Genomic DNA, 13848 nt, shown 5'->3' with positions numbered 1-13848 from the left:
GCAGCCTACCCGGGTTCAGTACGGGCCGTACCATGTGAACCCCTATTTGGCCTTGCTCCGGGTGGAGTTTACCGTGCCACGGACTGTTACCAGCCGCGCGGTGCGCTCTTACCGCACCCTTTCACCCTTACCTGATCCCACTTGCGTGGGCCATCGGCGGTTTGCTCTCTGTTGCACTGGTCGTGGGTTTCCCCCCCAGGCGTTACCTGGCACCCTGCCCTATGGAGCCCGGACTTTCCTCCCCTGCGCCCGTCTCCCCGAAAGGACGACGACACAGCGGCGACTGTCTGGTCAGCTTCGGCGCGCAGTATAGAGGGTTCGCAGGGCTTTGTCACCCATCGGGCAGCAAGCTCTGGCGATGTCAAATACTTTCAAAAATCTTCTTATCCTTTCGAAACTTTCATTTACTCGATCGAAATCACATAAAACCATTCCGAATACCTATATCTTCTTTCGAAGAAAACAAACGAAAGACTTCGGAGGAAGCATGTTTATCATTTCGACCAAAACAATGCTCAAAAAGGCTCAATATGAAGGTTATGCCGTTCCCGCCTTCAATATTCACAATCTGGAAACGCTGCAGGTCGTGGTGGAAACCGCCTCTGAGCTTCGCTCTCCGCTGATCGTCGCAGGTACACCAGGAACGTTTAGCTATGCCGGCACAAGCAATATTGTGGCAATGGCGACAGAGCTCGCCAGAACCTACAACCAACCTTTGGCAATCCATTTGGATCACCATGAGAATTCGTCGGATATCGAACGTAAGGTTCAGTCAGGCGTGCGCTCAGTGATGATTGACGGTTCACACTATGCGTTTGAAGACAATGTCTCTTTGGTCAAAGAGGTAACCGACTACTGTCACCGTTACGACGTCAGCGTTGAAGCAGAACTTGGCCGACTCGGCGGGGTAGAAGACGATCTGGTCGTCGATGGGAAGGATGCTCTTTATACCCATCCCCTCCAGGCCCGCGAATTTGTTAGCCGGACGGGAGTTGACTCACTGGCTGTCGCCATCGGTACGGCTCATGGGTTGTACACCGCAGAGCCAAAGCTGGATTTTGATCGCCTTGAGGAAATCAGGGCTAACGTCGATATCCCATTAGTCCTTCATGGGGCTTCAGGGCTTCCTGCTGCTGACATCCGTCAGGCAATTAAACTCGGCGTTTGCAAAGTGAATGTCGCGACAGAGCTCAAGTTGGCTTTCGCCGAGGCCCTTAAAGGGTATTTGAGTGCTCATCCTGATGCCAGCGATCCTCGGCATTACATGATCCCCGCCAAAGCAGCAATGAAAGAAGTCGTCAGGAAAGTGATTCTGGATTGCGGTAGCGAAGGAAAACTGTAAAGCAGAACTACGCACTGGAATAAAAAAACCAAATAAAATGAGTCGGAGAATAAAGTGAAAGAGATAATCGCACGTCATAAACTCGGTGAACATTTGGGGATCTGCTCAGTCTGCTCCGCTCACCCACTTGTGATCGAATCTGCACTACGATTTGATTTAAAGACAGACAACAAAGTGTTAATCGAAGCCACATCAAATCAGGTTAACCAGTTTGGCGGGTACACCGGAATGAAGCCCACCGATTTTCGGGACTTCGTGTTTCAGATTGCCGAGAAAGTTGGTTTTCCACTTGAAAGACTTATTCTTGGCGGAGATCACCTTGGCCCAAACTGCTGGCAAAACGAAAACGCTGCCGCCGCCATGGAAAAATCTGTCGAGCTGATCAAAGCCTACGTGGCAGCCGGGTTTAGCAAAATTCACCTTGATGCATCTATGTCATGTGCTGACGACCCAACGCCTCTTGACCCGATGGTCGTAGCGGAACGCGCCGCCCTGCTCTGCCAGGCTGCAGAGCAGACTGCAACTGACGTGCAAAAAGAAGTACTGACTTATGTCATCGGTACTGAAGTTCCCGTGCCAGGCGGAGAAGCAGGCACTATCGGCACGGTTCACGTCACGCGGGAAGAAGATGCTGCCCGTACGCTGGAAACCCATCAAATCGCCTTTAAAGCCTTAGGTCTGGAAGAGGCGCTGACACGCGTGATTGCGATCGTTGTTCAGCCTGGCGTTGAATTCGATCACACCCAGATAATTCACTACCAGCCACACGCCGCTGAAGCGCTTTCAGGTTGGATTAAGCAAACCCCCATGGTCTATGAGGCCCACTCCACCGATTACCAGACTCGCCAGGCCTATCACGCATTGGTACGAGATCATTATGCAATCCTAAAAGTTGGCCCAGCGCTCACCTTCGCCCTGAGAGAAGCCATTTTCGCGCTGGCGCAAATGGAGAATGAGCTCGTCGTGCCTGAAAAACGGAGTCAGGTACTGGAAGTGATTGATGAGGTGATGCTCAACGAACCGGGTTACTGGAAGAAGTATTATCGTCCTACATGGAGTCAGGCGATGGTGGATATTCACTTTAGCCTCTCCGATCGTATTCGCTATTACTGGCCGCACCCTCGCATCACGCAAAGCGTAGAAAAATTGATCACCAATCTGAATGACGTCGCCTTGCCGCTTGGGTTAATCAGCCAATTTATGCCCGTTCAGTTTGAACGCCTTTCCGAAGGCACCCTCACTCTCACCCCGCACAACCTGATTATCGACAAAATTCAGGACGTTCTGCGGGCCTATCGTTTTGGCTGCCACCCGCAGGCGGCCTGAAGCCGGAGTTCTTATGAGCCAACTGTTTGTCCGAACCGGAATTCACTTTAGCTCCAGCCAGCAAGCGCTGGAGCATATTGGCGAGGAGATGCTGGCAAAGGGTGTCGTTCACGACACCTACCCTGCCGCTCTGCTGGAACGGGAAGCTATTTACCCGACCGGCATCAACCTTGAACATCACGCCGTGGCCATTCCCCACTGCGAGGCGATACATGCCAAATCTCCCGCTCTGTATCTGATTCGCCCCGATGCACCGGTGAAATTTCAGCAGGCAGACGATGACAGTGAGATTGAAGTTTCACTGATTATTGCGCTGATTGTTGAGAACCCTGCGGCCCAGCTGAAGTTACTGCGTCGCCTTTTTAGTGAGCTTCAGGACCCTGACACGCTGGAAGCCTTGCTTCGTGCTCCAGCAGCCGAACTGGCAGCCCTGTTCCAGGACACCATTCTGGAAACAGAAAGCGGCCAGTTGGCTTAAAACATACTGATAATAAAAGGAATACCCTATGAAACGTAAAGTCATTGTGGCCTGTGGTGGTGCAGTCGCAACCTCCACCATGGCGGCAGAAGAAATTAAAGAGCTTTGTGACGCTAACAATATCACTCTCGATTTAGTGCAGTGTCGTGTCACTGAGATCGAAACCTACATGGACGGTGCGGATCTCATCTGTACAACAGCTCGCGTTGATCGCTCTTTTGGCGATATCCCGGTGGTTCACGGCATGCCGTTTGTGTCCGGAGTGGGTATCGAAGCGCTGCAACAAAAGATCCTGACCATTCTTGTGGGGTAACGTCATGTTTAGCGAAATAATGCGTTATATCCTGGATTTAGGCCCTACGGTGATGCTGCCGCTGGTGATCATCGTGTTCTCTAAATTACTGGGAATGAAGCTCGGCGACTGTTTCAAATCGGGGCTGCACATCGGGATTGGGTTTGTCGGTATTGGGCTCGTTATTGGCCTGATGCTGGATTCTATTGGCCCCGCTGCGAAAGCTATGGCCGAACAGTTCCAGATTAACCTTCACGTCGTGGACATCGGTTGGCCAGGCTCTTCTCCTATGACCTGGGCTTCACAAATTGCACTGGTCGCCATTCCGATTGCTATCGGTGTCAACATTGTGATGCTGGTGACGCGCATGACCCGCGTCGTTAACGTCGATATCTGGAATATCTGGCACATGACGTTTACCGGCGCCATGCTGCATCTGGCTACGGGTTCCTACTGGATTGGCATCCTTGGCGTCGTACTCCATGCCGCCTTCGTTTATAAGCTGGGGGACTGGTTTGCCAAAGACACACGAGACTTTTTCGGCCTCGAAGGCATCGCAATACCCCATGGCTCGTCCGCCTATCTGGGGCCCATCGCGGTACTGGTTGACACCATCATTGAGAAAATCCCAGGTTTGAACCGCATCCACTTCAGTGCTGACGATGTTCAAAAACGTTTTGGGCCTTTCGGCGAGCCGGTCACCGTTGGCTTCGTCATGGGTCTGGTGATTGGGCTGTTGGCAGGCTACGACGCGAAAGCCGTCCTGCAATTGGCCGTGAAAACCGCCGCTGTCATGCTGCTGATGCCCCGCGTGATCAAACCGATTATGGATGGTTTGACGCCGATTGCGAAACACGCCCGTAAGCGCCTGCAGGCCAAATTCGGCGGCCAGGAATTCCTGATTGGTCTGGACCCGGCATTGCTGCTTGGTCACACCTCCGTGGTCTCCGCCAGCCTGATTTTCATTCCACTGACCATTCTGATTGCTGTACTGGTTCCGGGCAATCAGGTGCTGCCGTTTGGTGACCTTGCAACCATCGGCTTTTTCGTCGCGATGGCCGTGGCGGTGCATCAGGGCAACCTGTTCCGCACGCTGATTTCTGGGGTGATCATCATGGGCATTACGCTGTGGATTGCCACCCAAACCATCGGCCTGCATACCCAGCTTGCTGAAAACGCAGGGGCGCTGAAAGCTGGAGGTATGGTCGCCTCCATGGATCAGGGCGGCTCGCCAGTCACCTGGTTGTTGATCCAGATTTTCACCTGGCAAAACGTCGTCGGGTTTGCCGTCATCGCCGCCATTTATCTCACAGGCGTTTTCCTGACCTGGCGCAGGGCCCGCAATTTCGTTGCCGCGGAAAAAGCAGCCTCTGTTCAGCAGGCGGAAAGCCTTTCCTGATATCAAGGGGAGCCCAGCTCCCCTGTTCCTAAATGGAGAAAATTATGAAATCAGTGGTTATCTACGCTGAGGGAGACGTGTGCGTTGAAGAGCGCCCTGTCCCTCAACTCAAAAGTGAAGATGATGTGTTGGTTAAAATTGCCAGCTCAGGCTTATGCGGTTCGGATATCCCGCGAGTCTTCTCCCACGGAGCCCATTACTACCCCATCACCCTCGGCCATGAATTCAGTGGCTATGTGGAATCTTACGGGCCAGAGGTGAAAGATTTGCAACCCGGTGATGCCGTGGCCTGCGTCCCTTTGCTGCCCTGTTTTGACTGTCCACAGTGCAAACGCGGCTTCTTTTCACTGTGCAAACAGTATCAGTTTGTCGGTTCACGAAGTGAGGGCGGGCACGCAGACTACATTGTGGTGAAACGAGCCAACCTGTACCGCTTGCCTTCGGATATGCCCATCGATGATGGCGCTTTTATCGAACCCATTACCGTCGGCCTGCACGCTTTTGCTCTGGCCCAGGGCTGCGAAAATAAAAACGTGGTGATAGTGGGTGCCGGAACCATTGGTCTGCTTGCCATGCAATGCGCCAAAGCGTTAGGAGCCAAAAGCATCACAGCCATTGATATAAACCCTGAGAAACTGGAACTGGCAAGAAAGCTGGAGGCTACGCATGCCCTGAACAGCCGTGAAATGAAGGCAGAGGAAATACAGGCTGCACTCTCAGAATATCGATTCGACCAATTGATCGTAGAAACAGCCGGGACGCCGCAGACCGTTTCTCTTTCAATCGAGATCGCCGGACCAAGAGCTCAGGTTGCTCTCGTGGGGACATTACACAAAGATCTCCAGATAACATCAGCCGTTTTTGGTCAGATTTTGCGAAAGGAGTTAACCCTGCTCGGAAGCTGGATGAACTATTCCAGCCCGTGGCCTGGCGTGGAATGGGAAACGGCGGCAAAACTCTTAACCGAAAAGCGCTTACAGTTAGCGCCATTAATCGCACATCAGGGTAATGCCGAAAGCTTTGCAGCCGCGGTAAAAGCACTCGATGGTGCCCCAATGCAGGGCAAAATCCTGCTTAAGCTGTCCTGATCCCACGAGCCAGCCCTTGTGCTGGCTCACATGTCCTTTCGAAATTAACCGTACAACTTTCATAATCCTTCGATTAAACTAGTCGCAACTTTTTATCAGGCAAATCAAGATGAACTCATTTGAACGAAGGAACAAAATCGTCGAGCTGATTCAATCTCAGGGAAGTGTGCTGGTACTCGATCTTTCAAATAGCTTCGGGATCTCAGAGGTAACGATTCGCGCGGATTTACGTTTGCTGGAAGAGAAAGGCCTGGTCACTCGCTTTCACGGAGGCGCGGCAAAACCGGGCAGTCATCTGGCCGCGGAATCAGAGAACCAGGAAGTCATGCTGGAAGATCGCTTTAAACTCGCCAGCGATCCCAAAAAGCGAATTGCGCAGGCAGCCACAAAGATGATCGCTGAAGGGATGACCGTGATCCTCGATAGCGGGAGCACCACACTGCTTATCGCCGAAGAACTGGTCAGAAAAACAAACATCACTGTAATCACCAACAGTCTTCCTGCCGCCTACGCGCTGGCAGAAAATAAAGACATAACTCTGGTGGTTTGTGGCGGTACCGTCAGACATAAAACCCACTCGATGCACGGCACGATTGCAGAACAATCCCTGCAAGGGATCAGCGCAGACCTTCTGTTTGTTGGCGCTGATGGCATTGATGCAACTAACGGCATCACCACCTTCAATGAAGGCTATTCAATCAGCAGCGTGATGGCATCAGCGGCACACAAAGTCATCGCGGTTTTGGATGCGACTAAATTTAACCGTCGGGGTTTTAATCAAGTACTGCCGATGGCGAAAATCGACTGCGTTATCACAGATGACAGTATCAGCAAGCACGATATCGTAGCGCTGGAAAAAACCGGTGTGGAGTTAAAAACGGTTTGATTAAAAGCTCAGCCCGGTTATGCAATTTTTACCGGGCCTGTCGCTGTTCATTTTCTACCGACATTTCTTCCGACAAAGCTGTCGGAAGAAAACAGCATCACTCTCCCTGCTGCTCCAGCGCGTGCTTGTACAGCGCGTTTTTCTTCACGCCGTGAATTTCGGCGGCGAGAGCGGCGGCTTTTTTCAGCGGCAGTTCAGTTTGCAACAGCGCCAGGGTGCGCAGGGCTTCAGCGGGCAGCACGTCGTCGCTTTGCACTTTGAAGCCTTCAATGATCAGCACCATTTCGCCTTTGCGGCGGTTTTCGTCTTCTTTTACCCACGCCAGCAGCTCGCCTACCGGCGCACCGGTGATGGTTTCCCAGGTTTTGGTGATTTCACGAGCCAGAACCACATAACGGGATTCGCCCAGCACGGACGTAATGTCTTCAAGGCTTTCAATCAGACGGTGAGTTGATTCGTAGAAAATCAGCGTGCGGGGTTCGTTTTCCAGCGCACGAAGGGTGTCTCTGCGACCTTTGGATTTTGCCGGGAGGAAACCTTCATAGCAGAAGCGATCCGACGGCAAACCTGCCGCGCTGAGTGCCGCGATGGCGGCACACGGGCCAGGAAGTGGCACAACCTGTACGCCAGCTTCACGGCAGGTGCGAACCAGATGGTAGCCAGGATCGTTAATCAGCGGCGTGCCGGCATCGGATACCAGCGCGATGTTCTGCCCTTCTTTTAACTTCGCCAGAAGTGTTTCAGCCTTTTGCTGCTCGTTATGATCGTGCAGGGCAAATAAACGGGCGCTGATAGCAAAATGTTGCAGCAATAAACCGGTGTGACGGGTGTCCTCGGCGGCTATCAAATCAACAGCTTGCAGCACATCCAGCGCACGTTGAGTGATGTCACCCAAATTGCCGATGGGAGTAGGCACAATGTAAAGCTTGCCCTGAGAATTGTCCGCTGTTTCGCGTTGTTTCATTGTTTAGTCCGTATTGCCGATTTAATATTGAGCATTGAGCTAAAAAATATCACTGGATACTTATGGTACCGTCAACATTTCTTCGTTCTAAAGCCGCGCGCTGTCTGCCTGTCGTTCTGGCAGCGTTTCTTTTTGCCGGCTGTGGCACCCAGCAAAGTGCCGACCAAAGCACTGCGCACCTCGAAGGGAGCGCGCAAGCGGATTCTGGATACTACCTGCAGCAGATGCAGCAAAGTTCAGATGATAGCAAGACCAACTGGCAATTACTCGCCATTCGTGCACTGCTCAAAGAGGGCAAGAACCAGCAAGCGCTGGAACTGTACGGCCAGTTGCCACAGGATTTGACCGCTACCCAGCGTCAGGAACAATCGCTTCTGGGCGCTGAAATTAAGCTCTCGCAGAAAGACTTTGCCGCCGCGCGTGCACTGTTAGCGAAGATGGATGTCACCAGCTTTGAGAATAACCAGCAAGCTCGCTACTGGCAGGATGTAATTACGGCCCAGCATGGCCAGCCTTCTCTGACGTTACTGCGTGCGCTGATTGCTCAGGAGCCACTGCTGGCCTCACCGCAGGATAAACAGAAAAATATCGATGCCACCTGGCAGGCGCTCGCCTCGATGAATAAAGAGCAGGCGAATGCGCTGGTGATCAACGCCGATGAAAACGTGCTGCAAGGCTGGCTTGACCTGCAACGCGTCTGGTTTGATAACCGCAACGATCCGGACATGATGAAAGCCGGTATTCAGGACTGGAAAACCCGCTATCCGCAGAACCCTGGCGCGAAAATGCTGCCTTCGCAGCTAGCGAACGTGCAGAACTTTAAGCCTGCCTCTACCGCGAAAATTGCTCTGCTGCTGCCTTTAAATGGCCAGGCTGCCGTGTTCGGTCGCACCATCCAGCAGGGTTTTGAGGCGGCGAAAAATGGCACTGTCGGCACCATCAGCGGCAGCGCTGTTCCGGAACAAACCGCACAGGCGGCTACGGTTCAGGACAACACAGTGGTGAGCCCTTCTGAAGCAGAAGTGACTGATCTGACGACAGCTCAGCCTGCGGTAGGCACTCAGGCAAACCCTGTTCAGGCGCCAACCAATGCGCCAGCATCAGCACCTCAGGCGGCCAGCACGCCAGCTCCAGCGTCCACACCAGTAACGACACAGCAGGACAACGCAGTTCCTGCTCAGCCAACGCCTGCTGCGGTTCCTGCTGCAACCACGCCTGATGCGGCTGCTGCTCCACAGCCTGCGGTTACGGCTGCGTCTGCGAATCCTTCTGCCGAACTGAAAATCTACGACACCACCTCTGCTCCACTTGATCAGATCCTGAATCAGGCGCAGCAGGATGGCGTTTCTCTGGTGGTCGGCCCGCTGTTGAAGAACGATGTTGATTCAGTGATTAAGAGCAACACCAGCCTCAACGTACTGGCGCTGAACCAGCCGGAAAGCGTCGATAACCGCGCCAACATCTGCTATTTCGCGCTGTCGCCAGAAGATGAGGCTCGCGATGCCGCGCGTCACATTCACGATCAGGGCAAACAGGCTCCACTCGTGCTTATCCCGCGCAGCGCATTGGGCGATCGTGTGGCTAACGCCTTTGCTCAGGAATGGCAAAAGCTGGGTGGTGGCGTGGTGCTGCAACAGAAATTTGGTTCAGTTAACGAACTGCGCGGCGGTGTAAACGGTGGCGGCGGTATCGCGCTCTCCGGCAGCCCGGTCAGTGCCAGCCTGCCACAGCAGCAAAGCGTGACCATTGGCGGCCTGACCATCCCGGCTCCGCCGAGCGATGCGCAGATCTCCAGCGGTGGCAAAGTCGATGCGGCTTATATTGTTGCGACGCCGGAAGAAATCGCGTACATCAAACCGATGATTGCCATGCGCAATGGCAGCCAGAGCGGCGCGACACTGTATGCCAGCTCCCGCAGCGCTCAGGGCACCGCCGGCCCGGATTTCCGTCTGGAAATGGATGGTCTGCAGTACAGTGAAATTCCGATGCTGGCAGGCAGCAACCCTGCGCTGATGCAGCAGGCGTTGGGCGCAGTCCGTAACGATTACTCACTGGCTCGTCTGTATGCGATGGGTGTGGATGCCTGGACGCTGGCGAACCATTTCTCACAGATGCGCCAGGTGCCGGGCTTTGAGCTGAACGGCAACACGGGCGATCTGACCGCCAACCAGGATTGTGTGATCAACAGGAAGTTGTCATGGCTCAAATACCAGCAGGGACAGGTGGTTCCGGCAAACTAAGCCGGAAACAAACCGGCGACGCGTGGGAAACCGAAGCGCGTCGCTGGCTGGAAAGCAATGGACTGCGTTTCATCGCCGCGAATGTGCATGTTCGCGGCGGTGAAATTGACCTCATAATGAAAGACGGTGCGGCAACGGTGTTTGTTGAAGTGCGCTTTCGGGCCTCCGCAGGTTACGGCGGCGCGGCCTCCAGTGTGACCCGCAGCAAACAAACCAAATTATTACACACCGCCCGCTTGTGGCTTGCCCGCCACAATGGGAGCTTTGAGACTACGGATTGCCGGTTCGATGTGATAGCCTTCACCGGCAGTCAGATCGAATGGTTTAAAAACGCCTTTGGCGAATAGCGTCACTAAAGAATTAAGGGACATCGTGCTCGACAGAATTAAAGCCTGCTTCACGGAAAGCATTCAGACCCAAATCGCAGCAGCAGAAGCGCTTCCGGACGCCATTTCCCGGGCCGCCATGACGCTGGTGCAGTCCTTACTCAACGGCAACAAAATCCTCTGTTGTGGCAATGGCACATCGGCCGCCAACGCACAGCATTTTGCTGCCTGTATGATTAATCGCTTTGAAACAGAACGCCCTGGTTTACCTGCGATTGCACTTAATACCGATAATGTGGTCTTAACCGCGATTGCCAACGACAGGCTTCACGATGAAGTTTATGCCAAGCAGGTGCGCGCGCTGGGTCATGCTGGTGACGTACTGCTGGCGATTTCCACCCGAGGAAACAGCCGGGATATCGTGAAAGCCGTTGAAGCGGCAGTCACGCGTGATATGACGATTGTGGCGTTAACCGGGTATGACGGAGGCGAGCTGGCGGGTCTGTTAGGGCCGCAGGACGTGGAAATTCGGATTCCGTCGCACCGGGGCGCTCGCATCCAGGAAATGCATATGCTGACGGTAAACTGCCTGTGCGATCTGATTGATAACACGCTCTTCCCACACCAGGACGATTAAGGAGTACACATGAAGGCACTTTCGCCCCTCGCGGTCCTTATTGCCGCACTGCTGCTTCAGGGATGCGTTGCCGCCGCCGTGGTTGGAACTGCGGCAGTGGGCACCAAAGCGGCCACTGACCCACGCACCGTGGGCACCCAGGTCGATGACAGTACGCTGGAGCTGCGCGTGAACAGCGCACTCAATAAAGATGAACAACTGAAAAAAGAAGCTCGTGTGAACGTGATGGCCTGGCAGGGCAAAGTTCTGCTGACAGGTCAGGCACCGTCTACAGACCTGGCTTCCCGTGCGAAACAGATTGCGATGGGTGTCGACGGCACGACGGAAGTGTTCAACGAAATCCGTCAGGGTCAGCCGATTGGGCTGGGTACCGCCTCTTCCGACACGTGGATCACCACCAAGGTGCGTTCTCAGCTGCTGGGCAGCGATCAGGTGAAATCCTCTGCGGTGAAAGTCACCACTGAAAACGCAGAAGTGTTCCTGATGGGATCGTTAACCGACCGTGAAGGCAAAGCGGCAGCGGATATCGCCAGCCGCGTCAGCGGGGTGAAACACGTCACCACGGCGTTTACCTTCATCAACTAAGTATCGCCGGGTGGCGCTAAAGCTTGCCAGGCTTACTCTTCGTAGGCCAGATAAGCGCAGCGCCATCAGGCAATTTCCGCTTACAACAACGCCAGCCCGCCCGTAATCACGCCACTTAGCGCCACCAGCCCACCCGCCAGCCACAAAGCTTTAGCCGGAAACGCTTTGCGCAGCATGATAAGAGAAGGCAGGCTGAGTGCTGGCAACGTGATAAGCAAAGCCAAACCCGGCGCTACGCCCATGCCCGCAAGCATCATTGTTTGCACAACAGGAATTTCTGCCGCCGTCGGGATCACAAACAAGCAGCCTGCAACCGCCATTGCTATCACCCAGAACAGCGTGTTACCCACAACACCATCTGCATGCGGGAACAGCCACACGCGAGCCGCCCCAAGAACCAGCACTGCCAGGATATAAACCGGGATCGTATTCCAGAACAGCGTCCACAGGGCTTTGCCCCAGCGAACGAGGAACGATGAGTTCTCTGTAACTTCAGGCTCAACGGTGACATCCGGCAGGGCGGCAGATTCTTTGACCCAGCGTTGCACTAACGTCGCCACGATCAATACGGTTGCCAGCCCGGCAACAAAGCGAATCAGCGTAAACTGCAAGCCAAGCACAAAACCCATAAACACCAGTGTGGCCGGATTAAGTAACGGATTTCCCAACCAGAAGGCCAGCGCCCCGCCCATCGAAACTTGCTGTCGGCGCATTCCTGCGGCCACGGGCGCGGCGCAACAAGTGCACATCATGCCGGGCAGTGAAAACAGCGTACCGAACAGCGTCCCCTGAAAACGCGGTTGCCCAAGTGTCCTTAACAGCCAGTCGCGAGGGATCAGCACCTGAATGAGCGACCCCAGCAATACGCCGAGCACCGCCGCTTTCCAGACCGCCAGAAAATAGACCATCGCGTAATCGAGAGCCGCCCGTAGAGGATTATCCGCAGCCTGAGCCAGAATGGATTTGCCAATGCTGTGAGTATCAGCGGCCGTGAACGCTTTCCCATAATAGGGCTGCCATTTCACATACCAGAGACCCACAATCACGACGAGGAAAAACAGTGCAGGCTTCCACCACGCCAGTGGGGAAGCGGCCTGAGAGGAAGACTGACCAGCCATACCATGCTCCGGAAAGGAATAAAAAAATTGTGGGAAAGGATGTTACGCCTGGCTTGCCGCTATTTCACGTAATTTTGCCGACGTGATGATGTTAACCCCTTCTTTTTGCGGCGAGAGCGCTTCTTTTAACAACGCGCGGGCAACATCGCGAGCCTCGATGGCTTTCCAGTTGCCCGGTAAGAAGGCAAACAACGGTGCCAGCAGAGATTCATTGGTGCGCCGAACCTCACGATCGCCAAGCAGCATTGACGGCCGGGCAATGCTCAGGCGCGGCCACTGCTGGGCTATCAGCGCCTCTTCCATTTCCCCTTTCACTCGATTGTAGAAAAATGGTGAATGCGCATTGGCCCCCATAGCACTGACCACCAGCATATGCTGCGCGCCAAGACGCTGTCCGGTTAAGGCCGTGTCGACCACCAGCGTGTAATCCGCATGCACGAAGGCTTCTTTACTGCCCGCTTCGCGCCGGGTTGTGCCGAGGCAGCAGAATACGATATCGACCGGATCGTCCACCTGCGCCAGCGCATCGGTCAGCTGAGGATCGTGAGGGTTATGCACTTCCGCAGGAATAGTCGTCAGCGGGCGGCGTGTCGCGGCAGTGATACGCGCTATTTCCGGTTGCTGAACCAGCATTCGCAGTAAGTGTCCGCCCACTAACCCTGTCGCTCCGGTGATCAATACATTTGCCATGTGCTAATCCTGTCGTAACCAGTGGAATTTTTTACCGAAACCCAGAGTATTGTCGGTGAACTTTAGTTCATCAATGCGGATTTGCCACACCGGGGCTGGCATCATTCGGGCAACAGGAAAACGGCGGTTGTATCGCTCACGGACGGTGGCGCTCTCTTCACCTTCCAGCAGGCGAATTTCGCCACGAAACTGAACACCGCGAATCAGTGCCACCGTTTTGGGTTGACCATTGACGGTGCCTGCAACGGGCGCACATTTGCCGCTCATTTGGGCGTGACGGGTGCTTTCTTCACTGAGGAGATAAAACGAAATGGTCTGACGGTCGAAGAGATAAAACGCGCTGGCGGCCCACAGTTCGCCGTCCTTTACGACGCTCCAGCTGACAACATGCTGTTTTTCCAGCCATCGGCTGATGAGTGCCAGTGACTCCATTTTTGCGCTCCCACGTGCTATGGTGCGCTCACCTTAACACAGGAG

General features: G+C 54.2%; 15 protein-coding genes and 1 other RNA gene. 11 read left to right on the top strand and 5 right to left on the bottom strand.

All coding sequences use genetic code 11. The annotated features are described in order from the left end of the window. Positions 1 to 299: RNase P RNA component class A (gene rnpB / locus ACRCWW_RS15110), an RNA gene on the bottom strand; the annotation flags it as partial. Between the two features lie 188 nt (positions 300 to 487). Here rnpB and ACRCWW_RS15105 point away from each other — a divergent pair. The 7 genes from ACRCWW_RS15105 (at position 488) to ACRCWW_RS15075 (ending at position 6811) form a co-directional block, all read left to right on the top strand. Next, positions 488 to 1342 carry a tagatose bisphosphate family class II aldolase gene (locus ACRCWW_RS15105; RefSeq protein WP_438683132.1) on the top strand — a complete coding sequence of 285 codons (855 nt, stop codon included), beginning with the start codon at positions 488 to 490 and terminating at the stop codon, positions 1340 to 1342. 54 nt (positions 1343 to 1396) lie between these two features. Then, positions 1397 to 2668 (top strand): tagatose-bisphosphate aldolase subunit GatZ, encoded by a 1272-nt coding sequence (gene gatZ / locus ACRCWW_RS15100; RefSeq protein WP_438683130.1) that lies wholly within the window; start codon positions 1397 to 1399, stop codon positions 2666 to 2668. 13 nt (positions 2669 to 2681) lie between these two features. Next, complete coding sequence (gene gatA / locus ACRCWW_RS15095) at positions 2682 to 3146, top strand: PTS galactitol transporter subunit IIA (protein ID WP_438683129.1); 465 nt, start codon at positions 2682 to 2684, stop codon at positions 3144 to 3146. Positions 3147 to 3174: 28 nt separating this feature from the next. Next, complete coding sequence (gene gatB / locus ACRCWW_RS15090) at positions 3175 to 3459, top strand: PTS galactitol transporter subunit IIB (RefSeq protein ID WP_438683128.1); 285 nt, start codon at positions 3175 to 3177, stop codon at positions 3457 to 3459. 4 nt (positions 3460 to 3463) lie between these two features. Then, positions 3464 to 4837, top strand: coding sequence for a galactitol-specific PTS transporter subunit IIC (locus ACRCWW_RS15085; protein ID WP_438683127.1), 1374 nt, complete (start codon positions 3464 to 3466; stop codon positions 4835 to 4837). 44 nt (positions 4838 to 4881) lie between these two features. Then, entirely contained in the window at positions 4882 to 5925 is a 1044-nt protein-coding gene (gatD, locus tag ACRCWW_RS15080; RefSeq protein WP_438683126.1) for a galactitol-1-phosphate 5-dehydrogenase, read from the top strand. A gap of 109 nt (positions 5926 to 6034) precedes the next feature. Next, positions 6035 to 6811, top strand: coding sequence for a DeoR/GlpR family DNA-binding transcription regulator (locus ACRCWW_RS15075; protein WP_438683125.1), 777 nt, complete (start codon positions 6035 to 6037; stop codon positions 6809 to 6811). A 97-nt stretch (positions 6812 to 6908) separates the two neighbouring features. Here ACRCWW_RS15075 and rsmI read toward each other — a convergent pair whose 3' ends face one another. Then, positions 6909 to 7775 (bottom strand): 16S rRNA (cytidine(1402)-2'-O)-methyltransferase, encoded by an 867-nt coding sequence (gene rsmI / locus ACRCWW_RS15070; protein WP_438683124.1) that lies wholly within the window; start codon positions 7773 to 7775, stop codon positions 6909 to 6911. A gap of 62 nt (positions 7776 to 7837) precedes the next feature. Between rsmI and ACRCWW_RS15065 the strand changes: the two genes are divergently transcribed. The 4 genes from ACRCWW_RS15065 to dolP are packed head-to-tail and all read left to right on the top strand — an operon-like array spanning position 7838 to position 11563. After that, on the top strand, positions 7838 to 10015 hold the full coding sequence (locus ACRCWW_RS15065; protein ID WP_438683123.1) for a penicillin-binding protein activator: 2178 nt from the start codon (positions 7838 to 7840) through the stop codon (positions 10013 to 10015). After that, on the top strand, positions 9973 to 10362 hold the full coding sequence (locus ACRCWW_RS15060; protein ID WP_438683122.1) for a YraN family protein: 390 nt from the start codon (positions 9973 to 9975) through the stop codon (positions 10360 to 10362). Before ACRCWW_RS15065 ends, ACRCWW_RS15060 begins: the two co-directional genes overlap by 43 nt. Positions 10363 to 10387: 25 nt before the next feature. After that, positions 10388 to 10978 carry a DnaA initiator-associating protein DiaA gene (gene diaA / locus ACRCWW_RS15055; protein ID WP_110510535.1) on the top strand — a complete coding sequence of 197 codons (591 nt, stop codon included), beginning with the start codon at positions 10388 to 10390 and terminating at the stop codon, positions 10976 to 10978. A 9-nt stretch (positions 10979 to 10987) separates the two neighbouring features. Next, positions 10988 to 11563 (top strand): division/outer membrane stress-associated lipid-binding lipoprotein, encoded by a 576-nt coding sequence (gene dolP / locus ACRCWW_RS15050; protein WP_438683121.1) that lies wholly within the window; start codon positions 10988 to 10990, stop codon positions 11561 to 11563. Between the two features lie 80 nt (positions 11564 to 11643). Here dolP and ACRCWW_RS15045 read toward each other — a convergent pair whose 3' ends face one another. From ACRCWW_RS15045 to ACRCWW_RS15035, 3 genes are read right to left on the bottom strand one after another with little or no spacing between them, the layout of a single operon-like run. Continuing rightward, complete coding sequence (locus ACRCWW_RS15045; protein ID WP_438683120.1) at positions 11644 to 12681, bottom strand: permease; 1038 nt, start codon at positions 12679 to 12681, stop codon at positions 11644 to 11646. A 42-nt stretch (positions 12682 to 12723) separates the two neighbouring features. Beyond that, positions 12724 to 13371 carry an NAD(P)H-binding protein gene (locus tag ACRCWW_RS15040; protein WP_438683119.1) on the bottom strand — a complete coding sequence of 216 codons (648 nt, stop codon included), beginning with the start codon at positions 13369 to 13371 and terminating at the stop codon, positions 12724 to 12726. 3 nt (positions 13372 to 13374) lie between these two features. After that, complete coding sequence (locus ACRCWW_RS15035) at positions 13375 to 13803, bottom strand: YhbP family protein (RefSeq protein WP_438683118.1); 429 nt, start codon at positions 13801 to 13803, stop codon at positions 13375 to 13377. Positions 13804 to 13848: the final 45 nt, after the last annotated feature.

The organism is Scandinavium sp. (genome assembly GCF_051650185.1).
Taxonomy (GTDB): Bacteria; Pseudomonadota; Gammaproteobacteria; order Enterobacterales; family Enterobacteriaceae; genus Scandinavium.
Note: the sequence above shows the minus strand (reverse complement) of the source record. Positions and strands in the feature narration are given on the sequence as shown.